Source organism: Mesorhizobium sp. M2A.F.Ca.ET.043.02.1.1 (assembly GCF_003952405.1).
Taxonomy (GTDB): domain Bacteria; phylum Pseudomonadota; class Alphaproteobacteria; order Rhizobiales; family Rhizobiaceae; genus Mesorhizobium.
Window position 1 is genome coordinate 4,905,953 of the sequence record NZ_CP034445.1, and the last position, 22,710, is coordinate 4,928,662.

At 63.7% G+C, this 22,710-nt stretch carries 16 protein-coding genes and 1 tRNA gene; 10 read left to right on the plus strand and 7 right to left on the minus strand.

Annotation, left to right across the window (positions count from 1 at the left end):
* Positions 1 to 5 precede the first annotated feature (5 nt).
* The gene (locus EJ068_RS23280; RefSeq protein WP_127252938.1) at positions 6 to 1,439 is read right to left on the minus strand and encodes a glutamine synthetase family protein; all 1,434 of its coding nucleotides are present in this window, start codon (positions 1,437 to 1,439) and stop codon (positions 6 to 8) included.
* 130 nt (positions 1,440 to 1,569) lie between these two features.
* On the opposite strand from EJ068_RS23280, the gene EJ068_RS23285 reads away from it, so the two are divergent.
* Positions 1,570 to 2,292, plus strand: a complete 723-nt coding sequence (locus tag EJ068_RS23285) for an HAD family hydrolase (RefSeq protein ID WP_127252939.1) — start codon at positions 1,570 to 1,572, stop codon at positions 2,290 to 2,292.
* Positions 2,293 to 2,304: 12 nt separating this feature from the next.
* Here EJ068_RS23285 and EJ068_RS23290 read toward each other — a convergent pair whose 3' ends face one another.
* The 3 genes from EJ068_RS23290 to aceA form a co-directional block, all read right to left on the minus strand.
* On the minus strand, positions 2,305 to 2,688 hold the full coding sequence (locus EJ068_RS23290; protein WP_189342341.1) for a response regulator: 384 nt from the start codon (positions 2,686 to 2,688) through the stop codon (positions 2,305 to 2,307).
* A gap of 289 nt (positions 2,689 to 2,977) precedes the next feature.
* Entirely contained in the window at positions 2,978 to 3,220 is a 243-nt protein-coding gene (locus EJ068_RS23295; protein ID WP_042640947.1) for a hypothetical protein, read from the minus strand.
* A 54-nt stretch (positions 3,221 to 3,274) separates the two neighbouring features.
* Positions 3,275 to 4,564, minus strand: a complete 1,290-nt coding sequence (gene aceA / locus EJ068_RS23300) for an isocitrate lyase (RefSeq protein ID WP_127252941.1) — start codon at positions 4,562 to 4,564, stop codon at positions 3,275 to 3,277.
* Positions 4,565 to 4,814: 250 nt separating this feature from the next.
* Here aceA and EJ068_RS23305 point away from each other — a divergent pair, with 250 nt between their 5' ends.
* The 6 genes from EJ068_RS23305 to EJ068_RS23330 all read left to right on the plus strand — a co-directional run bounded on the left by EJ068_RS23305 (position 4,815) and on the right by EJ068_RS23330 (position 12,080).
* Positions 4,815 to 6,257 (plus strand): XRE family transcriptional regulator, encoded by a 1,443-nt coding sequence (locus tag EJ068_RS23305; protein ID WP_127252942.1) that lies wholly within the window; start codon positions 4,815 to 4,817, stop codon positions 6,255 to 6,257.
* A 211-nt stretch (positions 6,258 to 6,468) separates the two neighbouring features.
* Positions 6,469 to 7,419 carry a DMT family transporter gene (locus tag EJ068_RS23310; protein ID WP_127252943.1) on the plus strand — a complete coding sequence of 317 codons (951 nt, stop codon included), beginning with the start codon at positions 6,469 to 6,471 and terminating at the stop codon, positions 7,417 to 7,419.
* A gap of 558 nt (positions 7,420 to 7,977) precedes the next feature.
* The gene (locus EJ068_RS23315) at positions 7,978 to 9,075 is read left to right on the plus strand and encodes a polyamine ABC transporter substrate-binding protein (RefSeq protein ID WP_126079084.1); all 1,098 of its coding nucleotides are present in this window, start codon (positions 7,978 to 7,980) and stop codon (positions 9,073 to 9,075) included.
* Positions 9,076 to 9,154: 79 nt separating this feature from the next.
* Complete coding sequence (locus EJ068_RS23320; RefSeq protein ID WP_127252956.1) at positions 9,155 to 10,294, plus strand: ABC transporter ATP-binding protein; 1,140 nt, start codon at positions 9,155 to 9,157, stop codon at positions 10,292 to 10,294.
* Between the two features lie 8 nt (positions 10,295 to 10,302).
* A complete protein-coding gene (locus EJ068_RS23325; RefSeq protein WP_127252957.1) occupies positions 10,303 to 11,265 on the plus strand; it encodes an ABC transporter permease subunit in 963 nt (320 codons plus the stop codon).
* Positions 11,262 to 12,080, plus strand: coding sequence for an ABC transporter permease subunit (locus tag EJ068_RS23330; protein WP_042640957.1), 819 nt, complete (start codon positions 11,262 to 11,264; stop codon positions 12,078 to 12,080). The genes EJ068_RS23325 and EJ068_RS23330 overlap by 4 nt, the downstream gene beginning before the upstream one ends.
* Positions 12,081 to 12,117: 37 nt before the next feature.
* On the opposite strand, the gene EJ068_RS23335 is transcribed toward EJ068_RS23330, so the two are convergent.
* Positions 12,118 to 13,998 carry an AsmA family protein gene (locus EJ068_RS23335; RefSeq protein WP_127252958.1) on the minus strand — a complete coding sequence of 627 codons (1,881 nt, stop codon included), beginning with the start codon at positions 13,996 to 13,998 and terminating at the stop codon, positions 12,118 to 12,120.
* A gap of 264 nt (positions 13,999 to 14,262) precedes the next feature.
* Between EJ068_RS23335 and EJ068_RS23340 the strand changes: the two genes are divergently transcribed.
* Positions 14,263 to 16,221: an acetoacetate--CoA ligase gene (locus EJ068_RS23340; protein ID WP_127252959.1), complete on the plus strand. Its 1,959-nt coding sequence runs from the start codon at positions 14,263 to 14,265 to the stop codon at positions 16,219 to 16,221.
* A gap of 244 nt (positions 16,222 to 16,465) precedes the next feature.
* Here EJ068_RS23340 and EJ068_RS23345 read toward each other — a convergent pair whose 3' ends face one another.
* Positions 16,466 to 20,479: a PAS domain S-box protein gene (locus EJ068_RS23345; RefSeq protein ID WP_128314576.1), complete on the minus strand. Its 4,014-nt coding sequence runs from the start codon at positions 20,477 to 20,479 to the stop codon at positions 16,466 to 16,468.
* A 271-nt stretch (positions 20,480 to 20,750) separates the two neighbouring features.
* Between EJ068_RS23345 and EJ068_RS23350 the strand changes: the two genes are divergently transcribed.
* Both EJ068_RS23350 and EJ068_RS23355 read left to right on the plus strand, forming a co-directional pair.
* Complete coding sequence (locus EJ068_RS23350) at positions 20,751 to 21,218, plus strand: phasin (protein WP_127252885.1); 468 nt, start codon at positions 20,751 to 20,753, stop codon at positions 21,216 to 21,218.
* 335 nt (positions 21,219 to 21,553) lie between these two features.
* A tRNA-His gene (locus tag EJ068_RS23355) sits at positions 21,554 to 21,630 on the plus strand.
* Between the two features lie 309 nt (positions 21,631 to 21,939).
* Here the strand turns inward: EJ068_RS23355 and EJ068_RS23360 are convergent.
* On the minus strand, positions 21,940 to 22,653 hold the full coding sequence (locus tag EJ068_RS23360) for an alpha/beta hydrolase (RefSeq protein WP_348628736.1): 714 nt from the start codon (positions 22,651 to 22,653) through the stop codon (positions 21,940 to 21,942).
* Between the last annotated feature and the right edge of the window lie 57 nt (positions 22,654 to 22,710).

A 22,710-nucleotide genomic window follows, 5' to 3' on the forward strand; every position in this document is an offset into this window, starting at 1 on the left:
TTTCCTCACACATTGAGCAGCAGATATTCCCGCTCCCACGGGCTGATCACTTCCATGAAGGTCTCGAACTCGGCGCGTTTGATCGCGGTGTAGGTAGCGGCGAAGGATTTGCCGAGGATGGCGCCGAGCTCCGTATCGTCCTCGAAGAGGCCGACCGCCTCCAGAAGGCCGCGCGGCAGGTCGATTTCATCCGCGTTGGCGGTCGTCAGCACCGGCGGTTCCGACTTGATCTTGTTGTTCATGCCCACCAGCCCGCAGGCCAGCGACGCGGCCAACGCCAGATAGGGGTTGGCGTCCGACGACGGGATGCGGTTTTCGACGCGCCGCGCCGCCGGGTCCGAGCGCGGCACGCGGAAGGCGGTGGTGCGGTTGTCGTAGCCCCATTTGTTGTTGACCGGAGCCGAGGCCTGTTGCGTCAGCCGGCGGTAGGAATTGACGTAAGGCGCGAACATCACCAGCGCGTTCGGCACATGCTTTTGCATGCCGCCGATGAAGTGGAAGAAAGCGTCTGTCTCGGAGCCGTCTTCGGCCGAGAAGATGTTCTTGCCGGTCTTCTTGTCGACCACGGACTGGTGGATATGCATGGCCGAGCCCGGCTGTCCCTGGATCGGCTTGGCCATGAAGGTGGCGTAGATCTCGTGCTTCAGCGCCGCCTCGCGGATGGTGCGCTTGAACATGAACACTTGGTCGGCGAGCTCGATCGGGTTGCCGTGCCGCAGATTGATCTCGAGCTGGCCGGCGCCTTCCTCATGGATCAGCGTGTCGATCTCCAGGCCCTGCCGTTCCGAGAAATGGTAGATGTCGTCGATCAGCTCGTCGAACTCGTTGACGCCGGCGATCGAATAGCCGGCGCCGCCGCCGATCGGCCGCCCCGAGCGCCCGACTGGCGGCGTCAGCGGATAGTCCGGGTCGGGGTTCTTGCGCACCAGATAGAATTCGATCTCGGGTGCCACGACCGGTTTGAGCCCGCGCTCGTCATAGGCCGCAAGCACGCGCTTCAATACGTTGCGCGGCGTGAACTCGACCGAGCGGCCGTCCTGGTGCACGAGGTCGCAGATGACCGCCGCCGTCGGGTCTTCTTCCCAGGGCACCACGGTCAGCGTCGAGAGATCGGGCAAGAGCTTCAGGTCGCCGTCGTCCTCGGGATAGTGGAAGCCGTTGCCGTCTTCCGGGTAGCCGCCGGAGATCGTCGTCATGAACACGGCTGACGGCAGCGCCAGCGAGGTGTTGGAGGTGAATTTCTTCGACGGCATCATCTTGCCGCGGGCAACGCCGGCCTGGTCCGGCGTGATGCATTCGATGTCCTCGATGCCGCGCCACTCCAGCCAGGCGCTGGCTTCCTTCCAGTTCTTCACACCGCGTTCGTTTTTCAGGAAGGCAGGCGTGCGGGCGCGTCCCCCCCGGCTTGACGGACGGACTTCCTTTTTCTCAGGCGGCATCATTCACCAGATTGTGTTGCGGATTTCGGACTATAGCCGGGCGTCATGGCGGAAGGGAAGGGGAGGCGGGACAAGCAGGCATCCGTCTTCAGGCTGGCGGCGCGCCGCAACAGCAGGTACACCGGCCGTCATGAAGAACGGGCCCGCCTCTCATTTGACCACGATCGGCTTCGATGCCGACGACACGCTGTGGCAGAATGAGCAGTTCTTCCGCATGACCGAGAAGCGCTTTGCCGCAATGCTGGCGGAGCACGGCGACCATGAGCATATCGCGGCAAGGCTGCTCGAGGCGGAAAGGCGCAACCTCGCCCTTTACGGCTTCGGCATCAAGGGTTTTACCCTGTCGATGATCGAGACGGCGGTCGAGATCACCGGTGGTGAGGTGCCTGGTTCGATTATCGGCGAGATCCTGGCTGCCGGCCGCGAGATGCTCAACCACCCGATCGAGCCGCTGCCGCATGCGCGCGAGACCGTCGAGGCGCTGGCGGACTCCTATCATCTGGTGCTGATCACCAAGGGCGACCTCTTCGATCAGGAGCGCAAGCTTGCGCAGTCGGGAATGGGTGACCTCTTCGACGCGGTGGAGATTGTCAGCGACAAGAATGCCGCCACCTATGCCCGCATCTTCAGCCGCCATGGCCGTGGTCCGCAGAGCAGCATGATGGTTGGCAATTCCCTCAAGTCCGACGTGGTTCCCGCCATCGAGGCCGGCGGTTGGGGCATCCATGTGCCGCACGAATTGACCTGGGCGGTCGAACATGCCGAGCCGCCTGTCGAGGCGCCGCGTTTCCGCCAGATTGCCGATCTCGGCGAGTTGCCGAGCCTTGTCGAGGCTATCGCAAAGGTTGGTTGAAGGTCCTGCAGTCTAACCGCGCCCTGTCAGGCGATCGACCACCGGTTGCAGCCTCTCTGGCGTGATCGGCTTGGCAACGACCGCATCGACTATGCTCGACAGGCCAAGGCTCTCCGATGTGCCATTCCTGGTTGAGAGCAGGATAACCGCGGGCAGCGGTTTGCCGGAGACGCGCCGCAGCGCGTCGATGGCCGACATCAGCCGGTCGCAATCCTTGTTGTCGGGGCCACCGTCGAGGATGACCGCGCCGGGCACATATGCTGCCAGCGTCTTCTCGGCGGCCTCGGGCGATTCCGAGATCGGCTTCAGGCCCGATTTCTCGACGATTTTCGACACCACGACCCTGTTGATCGATGATTTTCCGACGACCAGCACCTTCGAAAAGTCCGCCGCCATGGCGCCGGCGCGGGCTGCCGGTCTTGGATGTTTTTCGGACTGGTCGGCACGGTCGGCGGGACACATCGGCGGAGAGGCACTCTGGTTCAATGCAGGGTTGAAACCTGAGGCAGAATTGAGTGAGATCGCGGCCGGTGTCAAGCTGAAACGGCCGAGATCCAAAATATAGCAAGAAAATCGGGAATTCAGCGCAAGTCGTGCCTCCCGTCGACGAAGGCAAATCGAAAAATGCGACAGTCTCCCGAACGTATAACGCGCGGAGACTGTCGCCGAGACTGTTGACGTTACGTCAAGTATGGCTCTGATGGGTGACGATGACGGGGATCAGCAGGTCACCCCAGTTGCCGTCGCCGCCATGGTGCCTGGCCGAGCGCACCAGCTCCACCGAGACGCCGGCCTCGACTGCCTTCATGACCGACTGGTTGAGCCTGTGCAGATCGTTGGCGAGCATGCGGATCGTCGCCTGCTGGTCGACGCTCATCGCGCTCGATTGCTCTTCCGCCCTTTCCTTGACGCGGCTTATCGATGCCATTGGTCTTCTCCTCGATGTAGATGCCCTGCGGGCGTTTCCTCTGGTTGTTATCCGTTACTCGGCCGCCGGCCTGAACTGGGCGTGCTCGGTCGATTCATGCATGGCGGTGGTCGACGACTGGCCGCCGGTGATCGCCATCGACACGGCGTCGAAATAGCCGGTGCCGACCTCGCGCTGGTGCTTGGTCGCGGTGTAGCCGTTGGCTTCCGCCGCGAACTCGGCCTGCTGCAGTTCCGAATAGGCCGCCATCTGGCGGTCCTTGTAGCCGCGCGCCAGCTCGAACATGCCGAAGTTCAGCTGGTGGAAGCCGGCCAGCGTGATGAACTGGAACTTGTAGCCCATCGCGCCAAGCTCCCTCTGGAACTTCGAGATCGTTGCGTCGTCGAGGTTCTTCTTCCAGTTGAACGACGGCGAGCAGTTGTAGGCGAGCAGCTTGCCCGGATGATGCTTGTGCACGCCTTCGGCGAACTTCCTGGCCTGTGCCAGATCCGGCTTCGAGGTCTCGCACCAGATCAGGTCGGCATGCGGCGCATAGGCCACGGCGCGCGCGATGCAAGGCTCGATGCCGTTCCTCACATTGTAGAAGCCCTCGACCGTGCGGCCTGCATCGTAATCGACAAAAGCCCGGTCGCGCTCGTCGATATCGGAGGTCAAGAGCTTTGCTGCTTCCGCGTCCGTGCGCGCCACGACCAGCGTCGGCGTGCCCATCACGTCGGCCGCCAGGCGCGCCGCGTTGAGGTTGCGGATATGCGCCGCGGTCGGGATCAGCACCTTGCCGCCGAGATGGCCGCACTTCTTTTCCGACGCCAGCTGGTCCTCATAGTGGACGCCGGCAGCACCCGCCTCGATGAAGGCCTTCATGATCTCGAAGGCGTTGAGCGGGCCGCCGAAACCGGCTTCGGCATCGGCGACGATCGGCGCGAACCACGTCTCGACCGAAAGCCCGTTGCCTTCGGATGTCTCGATCTGGTCGGCGCGCTGCAGGGTGCGGTTGATGCGCTTGACGAGTTCCGGCGCCGCATTGGCCGGATAAAGCGACTGGTCCGGATACATGGCCGAAGCCGTGTTGGCGTCCGCGGCCACCTGCCAGCCCGAGAGATAGATCGCCTTCAGCCCGGCCCGAACCTGCTGCATGGCCTGGTTGCCGGACATCGCGCCGAGCGCGTTGACGAAATCCTCCTCGTGGATGAGCTTCCACAGCCGGTTCGCACCCATCTCGGCTAGCGTCTGGCGGATTTGCACGGAGCCGCGCAGCCGCTTCACATCCTCTGGCGAGTAGGGGCGCTCGATGCCATCGAAACGGCCTTCCGGCGCGGAGGGGACGAGGTTGTAAAAATCGGTCATTGGTCACTCCGGATCGTTTGAAAACTGCTTCAGCGCCACATCGCAAGGCCATATCCCGCGACGTCTGTGTATGACATCGTTTACATTGCAGCGCGAAATAGGCCAGAGAAACCGCCGCTTGGTGCCGAAAATAAAGGAAAAGCTGTGTTGCCATTGACAAGTCTGCTCTGTAAATTTGTCATGATTGCAAAAGCGGCAAGGCGGGCGTTGGGTTCGATGCGCCTGTAAATTCTTGTCAAGGGTGGAAGCGATGGCCGACCAGAAGATCTTTGCCGGGCCTCGGCTGCGCCGGCTGCGCAACGCCAGGGGGCTGACCCAGACGGCAATGGCCGAGGGATTGGGCATCTCGCCCTCCTACCTCAATCTTATCGAACGCAACCAGCGGCCGCTGACGGTGCAACTCATCCTCAAGCTGGCCTCCGTCTACAAGGTCGATCCGCATGAATTGCAGGGAGAGACCAAAGGCTCGATCGCGGCCTTGCGCGAAGCGTTCAGCGATCCGCTTCTTGCCGGCGAACTGCCCGGTGATCAGGAACTGATCGACCTTGCCGAGACGGCGCCCAATGCCTCGGCGGCGATGGTGAAGCTCTTTCGCGCCTATCGCGAGCAGGCCGAGCGCCTGTCCGATCTCAACCAACTGCTGGCCAAGGAGGGCAGGGCGACCGCCCTGTCCGGCGCGCGCCTGCCCGCCGACGAAGTCCACGAAGTGTTCGAACGTCGGCCGAACCACTTTGCTGCGCTGGAGGAGGAGGCGGAGGCTTTCACATCGCTCCTCGAGCCCGGCGACGATCTGTTCGGCGCGCTGAAGGCCTGGTTGAGGCGCGAGCACGGCATCGTCGTCAAGGTGCTGCCGGTCGCCACCATGCCCAACTGGCGCCGCCGCTATGACCGTCATTCGCAGCGCCTGTTCCTGTCGGAGCGTCTGTCGCCCTTCGATCAACTGCGCGAAGTCGCCATGGAGGCGAGCCTGATGCGCATGTCGGTGGCCGTCGCGGGCGAGATCAAGGGGCTGAAGCTCGGCACGGACGAGGCCCGCCGGCTCGCCCGCTTCGAGCTCGGCCGCTATGCCGCGCATGCGTTGATGATGCCCTACCAGGCTTTCCACGCCGCCGCCGTTCGCGCCCGCTATGATATCGATGTCTTGCGTTCCCGCTTCGGCGTCTCTTTCGAACAGGCGGCCAACCGCCTGACCATGCTGCAGCGGCAGGGCGCGGCGGGCGTGCCGTTCTTCATGCTGGAAGTCGACAATGCCGGCAACCGCTTCCGCAAGGCCGGCAGCCAGGGTTATCCGCAAAGTCGCTTCGGCGGCGGCTGCCCCAAGCTTCCCATTCACGCGGCCTTCTCGCAGCCGGGCCAGATCCTGGTCGAGGCGGTGGAAATGCCCGATGGCGCCGAGTTCCTTTGCATCGCCCGCACCCTAGAAGGCCCGCAAAGCGCCTTCTCCGAACGGCCGCGCCGCACCGCGCTCCTGCTTGGTTGCGATATCGGCTTTCGCGACGAGATCGTCTATGGCGCGGCGCTGCCGGCCGGATCCCCCGGCAAGCCCGGGCAAGGTTTCGGCACTCCGGTCGGCCCCGCCTGCAGGCTTTGCGAGCGCGCCGGCTGCCTGGCGCGCGCCGAGCCGCCGGTGACGCGCCCGCTCGGCCTTGACGAGATGGTGACGGGCCTCAGCGCCTTCGATTTTCAGGGATGATACACGCCGTCCGGACCTGCGCGTGGGTGCAGGTTCGACCTGTGTCGAAGTAAACCGCTGCGACGTTGTCCCACATTTCAGTGAATGCTGGATCACGCACGGCTTTCTACTTTGCGCTACGCGATTGAGACACAGTTCTGTCGTTTGAGACGCAGAGTTCCTGTTGTCCTTGGTGCACCATAGCGCGCATAACTCGCTGACAATCATGTCCATGACCGATACCGCATCGCCTCGCGTCGCCCTACCAGACGTCTCGCCGCGCGAGGAGCGGATCGGCATGCTGCTGGTCTTCCTCTCGGCGCTGATGTGGAGTTTTGGCGGCACCATCGCCCGTTTCATCCATGTCGACGACAGCTGGGCCGTGGTGTTCTGGCGCTCGCTCTGGGCGGTGGCCTTCCTCGTCGCGTTCATGGTCTGGCGCGACGGCTGGCGGGGCACGTTGAGATTGTTCCGCGATATGGGCCTGCCTGGTCTCGGCGTGACCTTGTGCTTTGCCACGGCCTCGACCAGCTTTATCGTTGCGCTTGCCTATACGACGGTTGCAAACATTCTCCTGATGCAAGCCGGCGTGCCGCTTCTGGCCGCCTTGCTCGCCTGGCTGCTGTTTCGCGAGCGCGTGAGCCAAGCCACCTGGATTGCCATCGCCGCCGTCATCGCTGGGGTTGCCATCATGGTCTCTGAATCCCTCGACGGGGCCGTGTCCCCGATCGGCGACGGCCTGGCGCTGCTGATTGCGGTGATGTTTTCGTTCGCGACGGTGATCACCCGGCGCTTTGCTCATGTGCGCATGGTGCCGGCCACCTGTCTCGGCGCGCTGCTTGCCGGTATCTTTGCCGCCGCCCAGGCCTCGCAGTTTGCGGTGTCCGCACGCGACATGGGCTTCCTCTTCGCCTTCGGCGTCGTCAACCTCGGCGTCGGCCTCGCCTTTTTTGCCATGGGCGCCCGGCTCGTGCCGGCGGCAATCGCGGCGCTGCTCGGCACTTTCGAGCCGATCCTCGGGCCGATCTGGGTCTGGCTCGTCCATTCCGAGGTGCCGTCGGTGCGCACCATCATCGGCGGCGCGATCGTGGTCACCGCGCTGCTCGTCCATATCGGCCTGGAGTTCAAACGTCAGGCGCGGCCGGCGCGCCCCGGCATCACCGGCCTGCCGTCACCCAATTGACCAATGCATGTCGCCCAAAAGTGCGCAGCGGTTTTGGGAGAACGACATGCATCAAGACAACAGCATGTCGCCCAGAAGTGTGCAGCGGTCCTGGGACAACGACATGCGATCAAGACAACAGCATGTCGCCCAAAAGTGCGCAGCGGTCTTTGGGCGAACGACATGCATCAAAACAAAGACCCAAAGCGCGTCGCCTGAATCCCTCTCGGCGCGACGCGCTTTAGGCAGCCTTCCCCATTGACAACCCCGCTGCCGGGCGGGCAGGCTGCGATCACGGCAACAACAAGACAGGCGTATCTTGCCAAGTGTCTCTGCCGGCCCGACCAGGGCCGGATCACATCGTCGTATCTCTGCCCACGCCACGGCGAACGCCGCTGACGCCGCCCGGGTACCTTACAAGGGCGCCCTGCGGGAGGTCTTTGACCACCGACCGGCAACCCGGCGCAGCGCCGACAGGTCGCGCTTGTTGCCCTTCGGAAAGCCCAATAGCCTGAAATCAATGCCGCGCCGCCATATCGCGACGAGCCGGCAAGGGAACACTCACCAAAGGAGAACACTATGATCCGCAAAGCGCTCTGGCTTTCGGCGACGTCGGTATTTCTGACGCTTTTCACGGCAGGCGGCCATGCCGAGGACCGCGTTGTCAACGTCTACAACTGGTCGGACTATATCGACAGCTCGATCATTGACGACTTCACCAAGAAGACCGGCATCAAGGTCGTCTACGACACCTTCGATTCCAACGAGATCCTCGAAACGAAGCTGCTGGCCGGCGGCAGCGGCTACGACGTCGTCGTGCCGAGCGCGAACTTCCTGGCGCGGCAAATCCAGGCGGGCGTGTTCCAGAAGCTCGACAAGTCGAAGCTGCCGAACATCTCCAACATGTGGGACGTCATCTCCGAGCGCACCGCCAAATACGATCCGGGCAACGAATATTCGGTCAACTACATGTGGGGCACCGTCGGCCTCGGCTATAATGTCAAGAAGGTGACGGCTGCGCTCGGCACCGACAAGATCGACAGCTGGGATGTTTTCTTCAATCCGGACAAGCTGGCCAAGCTGAAGGATTGCGGCGTCTATGTGCTGGATTCTCCCGCCGACATCATTCCGGCGGCGCTGAAATATCTCGGCCTTGATCCCAACAGCACCTCGCCCGATGACATTGCCAAGGCCGAGGACGCGTTGCTCAAGGTCCGGCCCTATATCCGCAAGTTCCATTCGTCCGAATACATCAACGCCTTGGCCAATGGCGACATCTGCCTGGCGATCGGCTGGTCGGGCGACGTCTTCCAGGCGCGCAACCGCGCCGAGGAAGCCAAGCAGGGCGTCGAGATCGGCTATTCGGTGCCGAAGGAAGGCGCCCAGATGTGGTTCGATCAGATGGCGATCCCGGCGGACGCGCCGCATGTCGCCGAAGCGCTCGAGTTCATCAACTACATGATGACCCCCGAAGTCATCGCCAAGTCGTCGAACTACGTGCTCTACGCCAACGGCAACAAGGCTTCGCAGCAATTCGTCGACAAGGCGATCCTGGAAGATCCAGCGGTCTATCCCGACGAAGAGACGACCAAGAAGCTTTATACCGTCAAGCCATATGATCCAAAGACACAGCGCGTCATCACGCGCACCTGGACCAAGATCGTCACCGGTCAGTAAGCATTGAGACACGACCCCGGCAGCCAACTGCCGGGGTCGCTTTCTTTTGGGGAATCAAAAAAGTAACGGAGTGGGGATCATGAAATCGCTTGGCAGCATCCGCAGGGATTTCACGCCATGGAACGACCCGAACGCCAAGCCATATATCCAGTTCGACAAGGTCACCAAGAAGTTCGGTGACTTCACCGCCGTCAACAATCTGTCGCTGACCATCTTCGAGCGCGAATTCTTCGCGCTGCTCGGCGCCTCCGGTTGCGGCAAGTCGACCCTGCTCAGGATGCTCGCCGGCTTCGAGGAGCCGACGGCGGGCCGCATCCTGCTGGACGGGCAGGACCTGCGCGGCATCCCGCCCTACAAGCGGCCCGTCAACATGATGTTCCAGTCCTACGCGCTGTTCCCGCATATGACGGTGGAGAAGAACATCGCCTTCGGCCTCAAGCAGGAAGGCATGCCGGGGCCTGATATTGAAAAACGCGTCGCGGAGATGCTGAAGCTGGTCAAGCTCGAGCAGTTCGCCAAGCGCAAGCCGCATCAGCTCTCGGGCGGCCAGCGCCAGCGCGTGGCGCTAGCCCGCTCGGTCGCCAAGCGACCCAAGGTTCTGCTGCTCGACGAACCGCTCGGCGCGCTCGACAAGAAGCTGCGCGAGGAGACCCAGTTCGAGCTGATGGACCTGCAACAGGAGCTCGGCCTCACCTTTGTCGTCGTCACCCACGACCAGGAAGAAGCCATGACCATGGCCGATCGCATCGCCATCATGGACAAGGGCGAGGTTATGCAGGTCGCCACGCCTGCCGAGATCTACGAGGCGCCGACCTCGCGTTTCGTGGCGCATTTTGTCGGCAACGTGAACATGTTCGAGGGCAAGGTTGCCGAGCATACGGCAAACGCGACGCGCATCACCGGCGCGACCGGGGCTGAGATCGTCGTCGACAATGGCGGCAAAGCCGCTGCCGGCTCCGACATCGTCTTCGCGATCCGGCCGGAAAAGATCAAGGTCTCCTCGAAGAAGCCCGCTGATGCCGTCAATGCGCTGGAAGGCGAGGTCTATGACGTCGCCTATCTCGGCGACATGACCGTCTTTCACATCAGGCTCGACGACGGGCAGATCGTGCGGGCAAGCGCGCTGAACGCCTCGCGCGTCACCGAGGATCCGCTGACCTGGAATGACCGCGCCTGGGTCTCCTTCCGGCCCGATGCCGGCGTCGTGTTGACCCGATAGAGGCTGAGATGACCGATATCGCAGCGACTGCCGCCCCATTGACGCAAACCACGACACTGCCGGCGAGGCTGGCGAAAGGCTTCGTCAACCGCCTCGTCATCATCATCCCCTATCTCTGGCTGCTGTTCTTCTTCCTCGTTCCCTTCATCATCGTCTTCAAGATCTCGCTGTCGCAGACGGCGATCTCTATGCCGCCCTATACGCCGGTGCTCGACTTCAGCGACGGCATCTCAGGATTCCTCGCCGGCTTCCGCGAGCTCAACTTCGATAACTACACCTGGCTCACCCAGGATGCGCTCTATTTCAACGCCTATGTGACGAGCCTGGTCATCGCGGGGATCTCGACGATACTCACCCTGATCGTCGGCTATCCGATCGCCTATGGCATGGCGCGTGCGCCGGCGACGATCCGTCCGACCCTGCTGATGCTGGTGATCCTGCCCTTCTGGACATCGTTCCTGATCCGCGTCTATGCCTGGATCGGCATCCTCAAGCCCGAAGGGTTGCTCAATCAGTTGCTGACGTCGCTGCACATCATCAGCCAGCCGCTGGTGATCCTGAACACCTACACGGCGATCTTCATCGGCATCGTCTATTCCTACCTGCCCTTCATGGTGCTGCCGCTCTATTCGTCGCTTGAAAAGATGGACTATTCGCTGGTCGAGGCCGCGGAGGATCTCGGCTGCCCGCCGATCGGCGCCTTCTGGAAGATCACCTTCCCGCTGTCGCTGCCCGGCGTAGTCGCCGGCTGCCTGCTGGTGTTCATCCCGGCCGTCGGCGAGTTCGTCATCCCCGACCTTCTCGGCGGCTCGCAGACGCTGATGATCGGCAAGACGCTCTGGAACGAATTCTTCTCCAACCGCGACTGGCCGGTCTCCTCGGCGGTGGCCGTCATCCTGCTCTTGGTCCTGATCATCCCGATCATGTTCTTCCAGCAGGCGCAAGCAAAGGCACAGGAGCAGGGCAGATGAACTCGACCTGGAGCCGCTTCAACATCACCTCGATCGTGCTGGGCTTTGCCTTCCTCTATCTGCCGATCGTGCTTCTGATCGTCTTTTCCTTCAACGAATCGAAGCTCGTCACCGTCTGGGGCGGCTTCTCGACCAAGTGGTACGTGTCGCTATTCCACAATCAGGGCCTGATGGACGCCACCTGGGTGACGGCGCGCGTGGGCGTCATCTCGGCGACGGTGGCGACCGTGCTCGGCACGCTCGCCGCCATCACGCTGACGCGCTACACGCGCTTCCGGGGCCGGGTGCTGTTCTCGGGCATGGTCTTCGCGCCGCTGGTCATGCCGGAGGTCATCACGGGCCTGTCGCTGCTCTTGCTCTTCGTCGCCGTCGGGCTCGACCGCGGCTTCTTCACGGTCACGCTCGCGCACATCACCTTCACCATGTGCTTCGTCGCCGTCGTCGTGCAGTCGCGGCTGGTCTCGTTCGATCGCTCGCTGGAGGAGGCGGCGATGGATCTCGGCGCGCCCCCGGTGAAGACCTTCTTCCAGATCACCTTGCCGGTCATCCTGCCGGCGATCATCTCCGGCTGGATGCTGGCTTTCACGCTCTCGCTCGACGATCTGGTCATCGCGAGCTTCTCCTCGGGCCCGGGCGCCACCACGCTGCCGATGAAGATCTACAGCCAGGTGCGTCTCGGCGTGACGCCGGAAATCAACGCCGCCTGCACCATCCTGATCGCGGTCGTGGCTGTCGGCGTCATCATCGCCTCGATCGCCAACAAGCGTCGCGAGATCCAGCGCCAGCTCGACGAGCAGGCCGCGCAACGCGGCTAAATTTAACTGGCGGGGGCGCTCTTCGCGCCCCCGAATTTTACTGGCCTGAAACGCCGGGAGCGATCGGCGAGATGAACGGCGCGCTCCAGTTGCCGCCGACGAAGAACAGCGACTGGTTCGGCACTGCGGGAGGCGGATTGGCCGCCTGGCCGTTGGCCTGCTGGGGCTGCTGTGCGGGCTGTCCGCTGGGCATCACGCCGCCCGAGAGCGCCAGCCCACGTCCGACATAGGAGGCGATGCCCGACAGCCAGATCTTGTATTTCTGCGCATTGATCTCGGCCTTGTCGAGGCGCGCTACGCCCTTCGATATGCTTGCCTTGATCTCGGCGCCGTCGATCGGCAGGGAACCATTGGCGACGTCGTCAAGCGCGAAGAAGCCGCCTTGCTGGTTGCGCTTGAGGAAGGCCGGCAGGTCGAGCCCGTTGAGCGTGCCCGGCCCGAACGTCGCCGAGAACGATCCGTCGGCATTCTCAAAGATCGAATTCCACGCCTTGCCCGGTCCCTTGAGGATGACCGACACCGTGCCGGTGCCGGCCGGCACCAGCCGCGTCATTCCCGCCGCGGTGGCAAAGGCTCCCGTATCCACATCCGACGCCAGGAGCCGCAGCTCCACCTGCGTGCCCTCAGGCTTGCGGTCGAAGCGCAGGCTGCTCTGGATGGTGCCGTTGAAGGCCGACGCGTCGGATATGTCGAAGACGGCAAGACCGTTCTTGACCTGCGCGGTCGCCGCGACGTCGGCGAGCTGCACCGGTCCCGCCATGGCATGCGCCGCTGACAGCCTGAGGTCGAGGTTGATGCGGTCGGCGAAGCTGGTGTCGATGTCGCCTGGGCCGGCCTCGCTGGTGGGCGCGACGGGCGTGAAGGCCGACAGGAAAGATCTTAGATCCAGCGTATCGAAGGCGAGCGTGCCGGCGATCACCGGGCGCCCTTCGGCGAAGGAGAAATCCAGCGCTCCCATGCCCGGATTGTTGTTCAGCGTGACGGTCGTGTTCTCGAATTTCGCGCGCCCCGCCGAGGCGTTCACCTTGCTGGCGACCGAGACCGCCCCGATCGCGGCGCCCGGCGCGAGGCCGGCCTGCGACCACTCCAGCACGCGCCGCAGCGACGGGGCGGCGAACTTCGCCTGGCCATCCAGATAGGCATTGTCCGACATCGAGGCCGTTCCGTCGAAGGAGAATGTCGCTGGTGCCGCCTTGAAGGAGAGGGTGACAGGCGCCGCGCCTCCGGCAAACAGCACCAGCGGCTTCGCCGAGGAGAAATCGAGCTGCACGGTCTCGCCGCGCCAGATTCCGGTCGCGGTCAGCGATGCATCACTGTTCATCGCCTCCCAGTTCACCTGGCCGCTCAGGCTGCTCAGGATTTCGGTGTCCTTGCCGTCGGCCGTCGTCACGACGCGGCCATCGCGGAACTCGACGGTGCCGAACGGATCGGAAGGCAATCTGCCGAGGTCGGGCTTCTGCGGGTTGGCGGCGACCACACCGCGCGCGGTATCGATCGAGCGCGTGATGCGGCCCCCGGTCGGAAGCGGTGGCAGATAGAAGCCGTTCGACATGCGCTGCACCCTGATCGTCGGGCGCACCAGCCTTGCGGTCGAGAAGGCGACGTCGCCCTGCAAGGCGGCCATGGCTGAGAGATCGACCTCCACGCGATCGGCCTCGACCACCGGCGGCGCGTCGGTCTCTGTCCATTGCGACAGGGTCACGTCGCTGAGGATGGCCCGGAACTTCGGCCAAACCTCGATGCGCGGCGAGCCGTCGATCGTGACCCTGAAGCCGCTCCAGGCGCTCAATTCCCAGGCGATGCGGTCCCGCACGATGCGGGTCGAGGCAATCAGCGGCAGCGCCGCGACCGCGAGCGCGATGACGAGCACGGCAACGCCGATCGCCCACACCCCGCGCCGGATCAAAGATGATGGCATTTCGCCCCGTATGCTTCTATTGCCGACAAAATCGCCCGACGGTGTAACCGAGCGCCGACGCTTTTCAAGTCTTTATGGCCTTGCGATGGCATTTGCGCAGGGACAGCCATGGGTCGCGCGAACAAAATCTTGCTCTGCTGCGCTGCAATATGCATAAGCGACCGTACGACCCCGGTCCACGGTTGCGCGCCGTTTTTGGAACGATGGCATAGGCGATGTTGAGCTTAACTGGCTCGTTCGCGACGCGCTTTGGGAGGAGCGATCATGACCGCCGACACACCTTTGTGGACCCCGACGCAGGAGCGGATCGACGCAGCGCCGTTAACCGCGTTCATGAAGGCCGCGGCAGCGAAGGCCGGGGAGGCTTTCTCCAGCTACGCGGAACTTCACCGCTGGTCGATCGAGGATCGAGAAGCTTTCTGGAGCCTGGTCTGGGATTTCTGCGGGCTTGTCGGCGACAGAGGCGAGCGGGGCCTCATCGACGGCGAGCGGATGCCCGGCGCGGCTTTCTTTCCTGACGCCAAGTTGAACTTTGCCGAGAACCTTTTGCAGAAGACCGGCGGCGGTCCTGCCATCGTCTTTCGCGGCGAGGACAAGGTCGAGCGCCGGCTATCCTGGAACGAGCTTCACGCGCTGACCTCGCGGCTGCAGCAGCTTTTCCTGTCGCTCGGCGTCAAGGCCGGCGACCGCATCGCCGCCATGATGCCGAACATGCCAGACACCATCGCCGCGATGCTGGCGGCGAGCTCGATCGGCGCGGTATGGTCGTCCTGCTCTCCCGATTTCGGCGAGCAGGGCGTGCTCGACCGCTTCGGCCAGATCGAACCGGTCGTCTTCATCGCGCCGGACGGCTATTGGTACAACGGCAAGGCGATCGAGGTGGCCGACAAGGTCCGCGCCGTGGCGGCCAAGCTCACCATACTGCGCAAGGTGCTGATCGTCGATTATCTCGGCACCTCGGCCGACGTGGCCGCCACCATCGACAAGGCGACCGCGCTCGAGGAAGCGCTCTCGCCATTCGCCGCCAGGACGGTCAGCTTCGAGCGGCTGCCTTTCGCGCATCCGCTCTACATCTTGTTTTCCTCGGGCACGACCGGCATACCGAAATGCATTGTGCACTCGGCCGGCGGCACGCTGATCCAGCATGTCAAGGAGCATCGCCTGCATGCCGGCCTGCTCGACGGCGACCGTCTGTTCTATTTCACCACCTGCGGCTGGATGATGTGGAATTGGCTGGTCTCGGGCCTCGCCTCGGGCGCTTCGCTTTTGCTCTATGACGGCTCCCCATTCTACCCCGACGGCAATGTGCTGTTCGATTTCGCCGACGCCGAGCAGATGACCTATTTCGGCACCTCGGCGAAGTTCATCGATTCCGTTCGCAAGGCAGGGCTCAAGCCGATCGCGAGCCACGATCTGTCCAGCGTGCGCACCGTCTCCTCCACCGGCTCGCCGCTGTCGCCGGAGGATTTCCGCTTCGTCTATGACGGCATTAAGAAGGACGTGCATCTGGCCTCGATCTCGGGAGGCACCGACATCGTGTCCTGTTTCGTGCTCGGCGTGCCGACCGAGCCGGTCTGGAGCGGGGAAATCCAGGGACCTGGTCTCGGACTCGCTGTCGACGTCTGGGACGACGACGGCAAGCCGATCCGGCAGGAGAAGGGCGAGCTTGTCTGCACCAAGGCCTTCCCGTCGATGCCGATCGGCTTCTGGAACGACCCCGAGGGCAAGAAGTATCACGCCGCCTATTTCGAGCGTTTCGACAATGTCTGGTGCCATGGCGACTTCGCCGAATGGACGGCGCATGGCGGCATGATCATCCATGGCCGTTCGGATGCGACGCTCAATCCGGGCGGGGTCCGGATCGGCACGGCCGAGATCTACAACCAGGTCGAACAGATGCCGGAAATCCTCGAGGCGCTCTGCATCGGCCAGGATTTCGACAATGACGTCCGTGTCGTGCTGTTCGTGCGGCTGGCCGCCGGCGTGACCCTGGACGAGGATCTGGAAAAGCGCATCCGCGCCAGGATCCGCACCGGCGCCAGCCCGCGTCACGTGCCGGCCAGGATCGTCGCCGTCACCGACATCCCGCGCACCAAGTCCGGCAAGATCACCGAACTCGCGGTGCGCGACGTGGTCCACGGCCGTGCCGTGAAGAACAAGGAAGCGCTTGCAAACCCGGAAGCGCTGGAGCTGTTCCGCGACCTGCCGCAGCTGGCGGGCTGACGGATGGCATGGTTAACGAAATCGGTACGGCGAATTTACCTAGATTTCACGGGTGGTACACATTCGTAAACTTTTCCGAGGTCCGGTAAGGACTTGTTAAGGGACGACCTCGATAGTCGCGTGTAACTTGAGGGAGAAATCCCGTTCCTCGTCCCCTGAGGTTCAGTTCAAGCCCCCGTTGTGACAGCATCCCATTTCTCAAGGCGTCCTCCCGGACGCCTTTTTCTTTGGAACCGAGACGATCTTATTCGGCAAGCACGCGGGTCGACGGGAAGACGACCTCGACCAGGGTTCCTTCGCCCGGCGTCGAGGTGATGGCGAAGCGGGCTCGGTTCGCCTCCACCATGGCCTTGGTGAGGGGCAGGCCGAGGCCAGTGCCGTCGCCGCGTCCGCGCTTCAGCGCATTGATCTGCTTGAACGGCTTCAGCGCCTGCTCGATCTCGGCCGGGGTCATGCCGATGCCGGTATCGCGCACGCGCATGACGACATCGCCTGAGGCTTCGTAAGCGGTCGAGACGATCACCTGGCCACCGGCCTGGGTATAGCGGATGGCGTTGGACAGGATGTTGAGGGCGATCTGGCGCACGCTTCGCAAATCCGCCACCACTTCCGGCAGCCGCGAGGCGAAGCTGGACCGGATGATGACGCGCTCACGATTGGCCTGCGGCTGCATCATCGCCACCGTCTCGGCCAGCGTGTCGTTGAGCGACACCGCCTCGTAATCCATCTCCTGCTGGCCGGCCTCGATCTTCGAGATATCGAGCAGGTCGTTGACGAGGTCGAGCACATGATTGCCTGACCGGTTGATGTCGCGCAGGTAGTCGCGATAGCGGTCGTTGGCGATCGGACCGAATTTCTCGTCCACCATCAGCTCGGAAAAGCCGATGATGGCGTTGAGCGGCGTGCGGATCTCATGGCTGATGCGGGCCAGGAAATCCGTCTTCTGCGAGGACGCGCGCTCGGCAACCGCGCGTGCCTGGGTCAGGTCTTCCTCGGCCCGCTTCCATTGCGTGATGTCGCGCACCACGGCGCAGAAGCCGCTGTCGTTCGGCAGCCTGCCGATGGTCATGAACAGCGGGATGAAACGTCCCTGCGCCTCGCGGCCGATGACCTCGCGGCCGTCATTCAAGACGCTCGCCACGCCCGGCTCCGAAAGGCCCGCGAGATAGTCGCGCGCCGCGCGCTGGCTTTCGATGGCGAACAGCGAGGCAAAGGGCTTGCCGGCGACCTCGTCGCTGTCGAAGCCGAAAAGGGCTTCCGCCGGCCGGCTGATCGAGCGGATGTTGCCGTCGCGGCCGATCAGTACGACGCCGTCCGTGGCGGTGTCGATGATGGTGCGCATCTCGGCGATGCGCGATTTCAATTCCGGCACGTCCGGCTGCAGCGCCGGCTCGTCATTGGCGGCGGTGAAATGCGCGGCATCGTCCTCGCCGGAGCGCCGCACCACCAGCATGAGCGCCTTGCCGCCCCGCCATGGCACCGAGCGAAGCAGGGCTTCGATTGGAAATTCCAGGCCCTGGCGGCTCTTGAGCTTAAGCGAGTGGTCGCTTTCGTCCGCGCCGGCATCCTCGGCATAGGGATCGGCAAACAACGCGCCCAGGCCCCCCGCATCCGCGAGGTCGTCCAGCGCATCGTAGCCGGTGAGTTCGAGGAAGGCGTCATTGGCGTAATGGAGCTCGTCACCCGAATGGATCAGCAGCGGCACCGGCAGCCTGGCGAGGATGGACGTATCGGGCGCCTTGGCTTCCTCTCCGGTCGAAAAAGCGGAGGGCACAAAGCCTGCGAGCTTGAGTGGCGGCACGTCCAGGCGTGGCCGCGCCGGCGTTACGGGTTCTTCCGCGGCCGTCGCCGCGTCGGCGTCGGAGCCGGCCCAATCCTCGCTGTCTTGCGCATCGCGGAAATCGTCGGCGGTCATGCTGTCATCGTCCGCCGTCGCATCGCGAGCCGGCTCTTCGGCGACCGGCTCGGTCACTGGCCGTTCCTCCGGCTGCCGCGGCTCGGAAGCGGCACGCTCGGCCGCCTGCCGGGCGAGCGCTGCCTGGCTGTCCTCGGAAGCAGGTTCGACGCCGGCTTCTTCCTCGGATTTCTCACCATCGGCGTAGCTGAGCAGCGAGCCGGAAGCGGCCGGCGTCACCGTCTTGCCTGCGTCGCCCGTCGCGGCGGCGTCATCGATACCGTCGAGCCTCGCCAGGTCTTCCTGGTCTTCCGCCTCGGTCTGTGCTTCAGCGGTCTCCGCATCAGCCTTCGCGTCAGAGGTTTCCGAGGCTTCCGGCGCGGGTGCCGGCGTCGCCTCCAGCGCCGGGTTCTCGTGCGCCGCCTCTTCAAGCGTCGTTGGCTGGTTTGCCTCGGCCTTCGTTGCGACGGCGGGCTCTTTCGCTGTTGCCTCGTCCTTGCCGGCAACAACCGCATCGGTCTGCTTGCCGGCTTCGGCGGCGCCCGGCTCGGCGGGCAGGGAATTGTCCTTGCGCAGCCGCTCGCCAATCTCGCGGAAGGCGCTGCGCTCAAGGATCGACAGGCTCTTCTGACTTGCGGGCGTGTCGCTGCCCGGCTGCTTGTCGTTGGCCGGCTGGCGGTGCTCGGCCAGCCTTATCACCTTGTCGGCGAAGCGCCGCTCCGGCTTCGGCACGATGCTCAGCGCCGGCACTTCGCCCTGGAACGGATCTGCGGGCTTTGGCTGTTCCGGTTGCGCCTGCTCCGCGGCTGGCTGCTCGACCGACGGCTCGCTCCCGGCAGGCGCGGCATTAGGCACCAGCGCCATGCCGAGCGCTTCGGGATCGACCACGGCGTCGGCCGCGCGCGCGACGCCGAAGCCGCGAAAACCCTCGAAGGCGCGGCTGCGGCCATAGACGGGCAGCGCCGCCAGATCGACCGGTATCTTCAGATCGGTTCCGGCCACCGGCCACAGCACCGATCGGCCTGACCAGGTGTCGCGCCGCTCGAGCAGACCGGCGATCTCGCCCGAGGTGTCGAGCCCGAAGATGGTGGCGACGTCCTTGAAGCGGCGGCCGATCACATCGGCGGCGGGCTGGCCGACGATGTCTGCGAATTCGGGCGACAACGCGCTGAATTTGCCGTCGGCGTCGGTGCGCCAGACGAAGCGCAGGGGTGGCGCCGAACGGTCGATGCCGCGGGGCAGGGCTGGCCGCGACGGCATGATGGTTTCGCGCGCGGCCGTCTCGCCACCACCCGGCCGCAGGCCTTCGGCCGCGACAACCTCCTTCGGCTCATCCTTCGCCGGCGCTGCCGGTTGAACCTGCCCGGCGTCATCGTCGCCGGCGTTGAAATACCAATGGTCATGCTGGCCGCCGCCGGCGTCCGAAGCCTGTTGGCTGGGCTCGGCGGCATCCGCCTGATGATCGGTCCGGCTTCCAGCGTCAGTCGGTGCATCGCCTTCAGCAGGCTCCGGGACCAGCTTGGCCTGTTCGCCGGCCGTCATGGCCGGCGCGGGGCTATTGTCCTGGACCGGCCGGGGTTCGGGCTCGGCGGCCAGGCTTTCACCCGACAGCGTGGCCGCAACGGTGCCTGGCGTCGCGACTTGCTCACTTTCGGGCCGATCGCCCTGGCCGGCGGTCGGCTGTTCCTCTTGGTCGCCGTCGAGCTGGTCTTCATCGATCACCACCAGCAGATGCCGTGTGTCGGTGAGCCGCGCGAAACCGGCCGGGTAGGAAGTACCACTGCCAGGCACAAGGCGCTTGACGACACGGTCGCCGCTGCTTGCCACATCCGCAACCAGCGCAGCCAGGGTCCGCGGCTCGATGCCGAGCGCCGCGAAGCCGTCCGAGGCCGCTTCGACGCTGCCTTGCGCGTCGACGAAGGCGATGAAATGTCCGGCCTCGGTAAAACCGCCGATGGCGCGGCCGGCGATTTCGCCGGCGCTGCGTGAGCTAGTCTGCGCCGCCGGCACCGCCAGCATGATTGCCTTCTCGCCGTCCGGCATTGTCACGGCGCTGGCCAGGAAGCCGACGGCACGGCTCACCATGCCGGTGGCCAGCCTCACCGTGATGGCACGGTCGCTGCCAATCTCGGGAAAGCCGCTGGTCGCCATGATCTGCCGCCTGGCGATCAGCGGCAGCCGCGCCGATGCGCCGATGATCGCCTCGATATCCGGATAGCCGAACACCGACGCCCCCGGTCCGTTCGCCCAGATCACCTGCTCGAGGTCGGCCGACAAAATGGCCAGGGCGTCGCCAGCGGCAAAGCGCTGGCGCACCGCGTCGAGCACGGCGACGTCGAGGAAGGAGTAGTTTTCAGGCGGCATGCGCTGGGCAACCCTCCGGAGCGGGCATTTCAGTTAACGCTTTGTTAATAAAAGCCCGCGGTCCGAAGGTCCACAAGCCCTGGCTTGCATAGGCCGAAATCTCTAGGCTCTTGGTTAACGGCCCAGCGGCTGACGCTACGGTTGACGTACGGGAAGATCTTATGGTGCGGTGCAACAAAGATGTTGCAATGCACAAAAAATCCTCTATATTGCCACTATGAATGAACGAGACGGCTTTCTGTCAAAGCCGCTATCCCGAAAAGGTTGGAAAATGTCCAAGACCACCGCTAAGACCGCTGCCGAGACCATCGAAAACGTTGAGTTCCCGAGCTTCGACGCGTCCAAGGCCACCGACCAGATCCGCGCCTTCGCCGAGAAGGGCGTCGAGCAGTCGAAAGAGGCCTATGCCAAGCTGAAGACCGGTGCCGAGGAGACCCAGAAGGTTCTGGAGTCGACCTACGAGACCGCCAAGGCCGTCTCCAGCGACGTTTCGCTCAAGGCGATCGCCGCGCTGCGCGCCAATGCCGAAGCCGGCTTCTCGCACCTTGAGGCCTTGGTCGGCGCCAAGACCCTTTCGGAAGTCGTCGAGCTGCAGACCGCTTTCCTGCGCAAGCGCGCCGAAATGGCCGTGGAGCAGGCCAAGGAGTTCCAGGCCGTTGCCACCAAGGCGGTCGAGGATGTAGCCAAGCCGGTCAAGAGTGCCTTCGAGAAGGCGATCAAGGACGTCAAGGCTGCCTAATTTTCGCGCACAACTGCGCGATGCATCAAAACGTCGCATTTCGTCAGACAAATAGTTATGCGATAGAGTTGAATAACCAGATACCCGGAAGCGGAACCTCCTCCCTCTGTTTCCGGGGTGACCAGCCAGCACCTCCTCCCGCTGGCTCGTAACACGAAAAGGCCGGCACCTCCTCCCGCCGGCCTTTTCTTTTTGCCTTATGCAAGGTGCGACGAGGACAACCCGTCCTTTGCCTTATTAAGGGCCTTGAATTAGAATCCGATAGCCCGTATTGGACGCATCGCCAACGATGGAGCGCATCCTCAGGATTCCTGGATAGCGCTCGCCTGGAATGTGCCGTTGTAGCTCAGTTGGTTAGAGCACCAGATTGTGGATCTGGGGGTCGCTGGTTCGAGCCCAGCCAACGGTACCATCGCCTTCCCGCGTAAGTAACTGATTTTTCGATTTAAATTGGGAAGTTCGATCGTAAGCTTCGCATCTGCTTGCGATTTTCCCCACAAATTGTGCTCCCTATTTTGGTGCAAACGGATGGTAGGGACGAACGCGCGAAGAGCGCGCTCTGGCCGCTGCATCCTCCTCCATCATAGTGGTCTACTGCGATCGCGCACCTTTCGATCCGGATTTACACGTCGCCGCCCATGGAAGTTCTCGAGCAGGACGCGTCATAACGTTGACGGATCACGTTCGTGAAGCTCTCTTATCGCTGGCGGCGATATGGCCTTCATACGCCCAGCAGGCGAGCCAGGGATGATGCGGCCCCGGTTCCGGCCAAGCCAAGGTCGCGGACGCTGCTCATGTGGTTGGCCCCTGCAAGGCTTGTGGGCGAGACGGCAAGCCCTTCCCCTTCGAAACGCTCCGCAAGCGTGGCGGCCTGGCTGTGGAAGGGCGGCGTTTCCTCGGCGCCGACGGATATCTCAACCGCCACGTCCGGATCGAAGCGATGATTTATCGGCGAGAACCGCTCAACCTCGTCGTCGGTGATCGCGATCTCGGCCGCGAGAAACGACTCCTGCAACGGTCTTAGATCGTAGACACCGCCGAGCAGGAGCGCGCCTTTGATGCCTGAAGGCCGGGTGTTGTCGTCAAAGAGCATTGTCGCGAGATGCGCCCCCGCGGAATGGCCGCTTACCGTCAGGTGGTCGGGATCGCCGCCATAGCTCGCGATATGGTCGTCTATCCATTGCCTCGCGCGGCGTATTTGATCGACGATCGTCGCCATTCTCACGCTCGGCATCAGTGCGTAATCCACGATGACGGCAATCGCTCCGGCGTTGGCGACGGTGTCCGCTACGTAGGAATAGTCGCGCTTGGAGAACATGCGCCAGTAGCCGCCATGAATGAACATGTGCACCGGCAGGTGATCGCGTTTGCCCTGCGGGAAGAACAGGTCGACGGTCTCCGTGCCGTCCGGTCCGTAAGGCACGTCGGCGGCCATCGGAACCTTGGCCCTGGTCTGGGCGCTGCGCCGGACGATATCGGCGACGATGTCGTC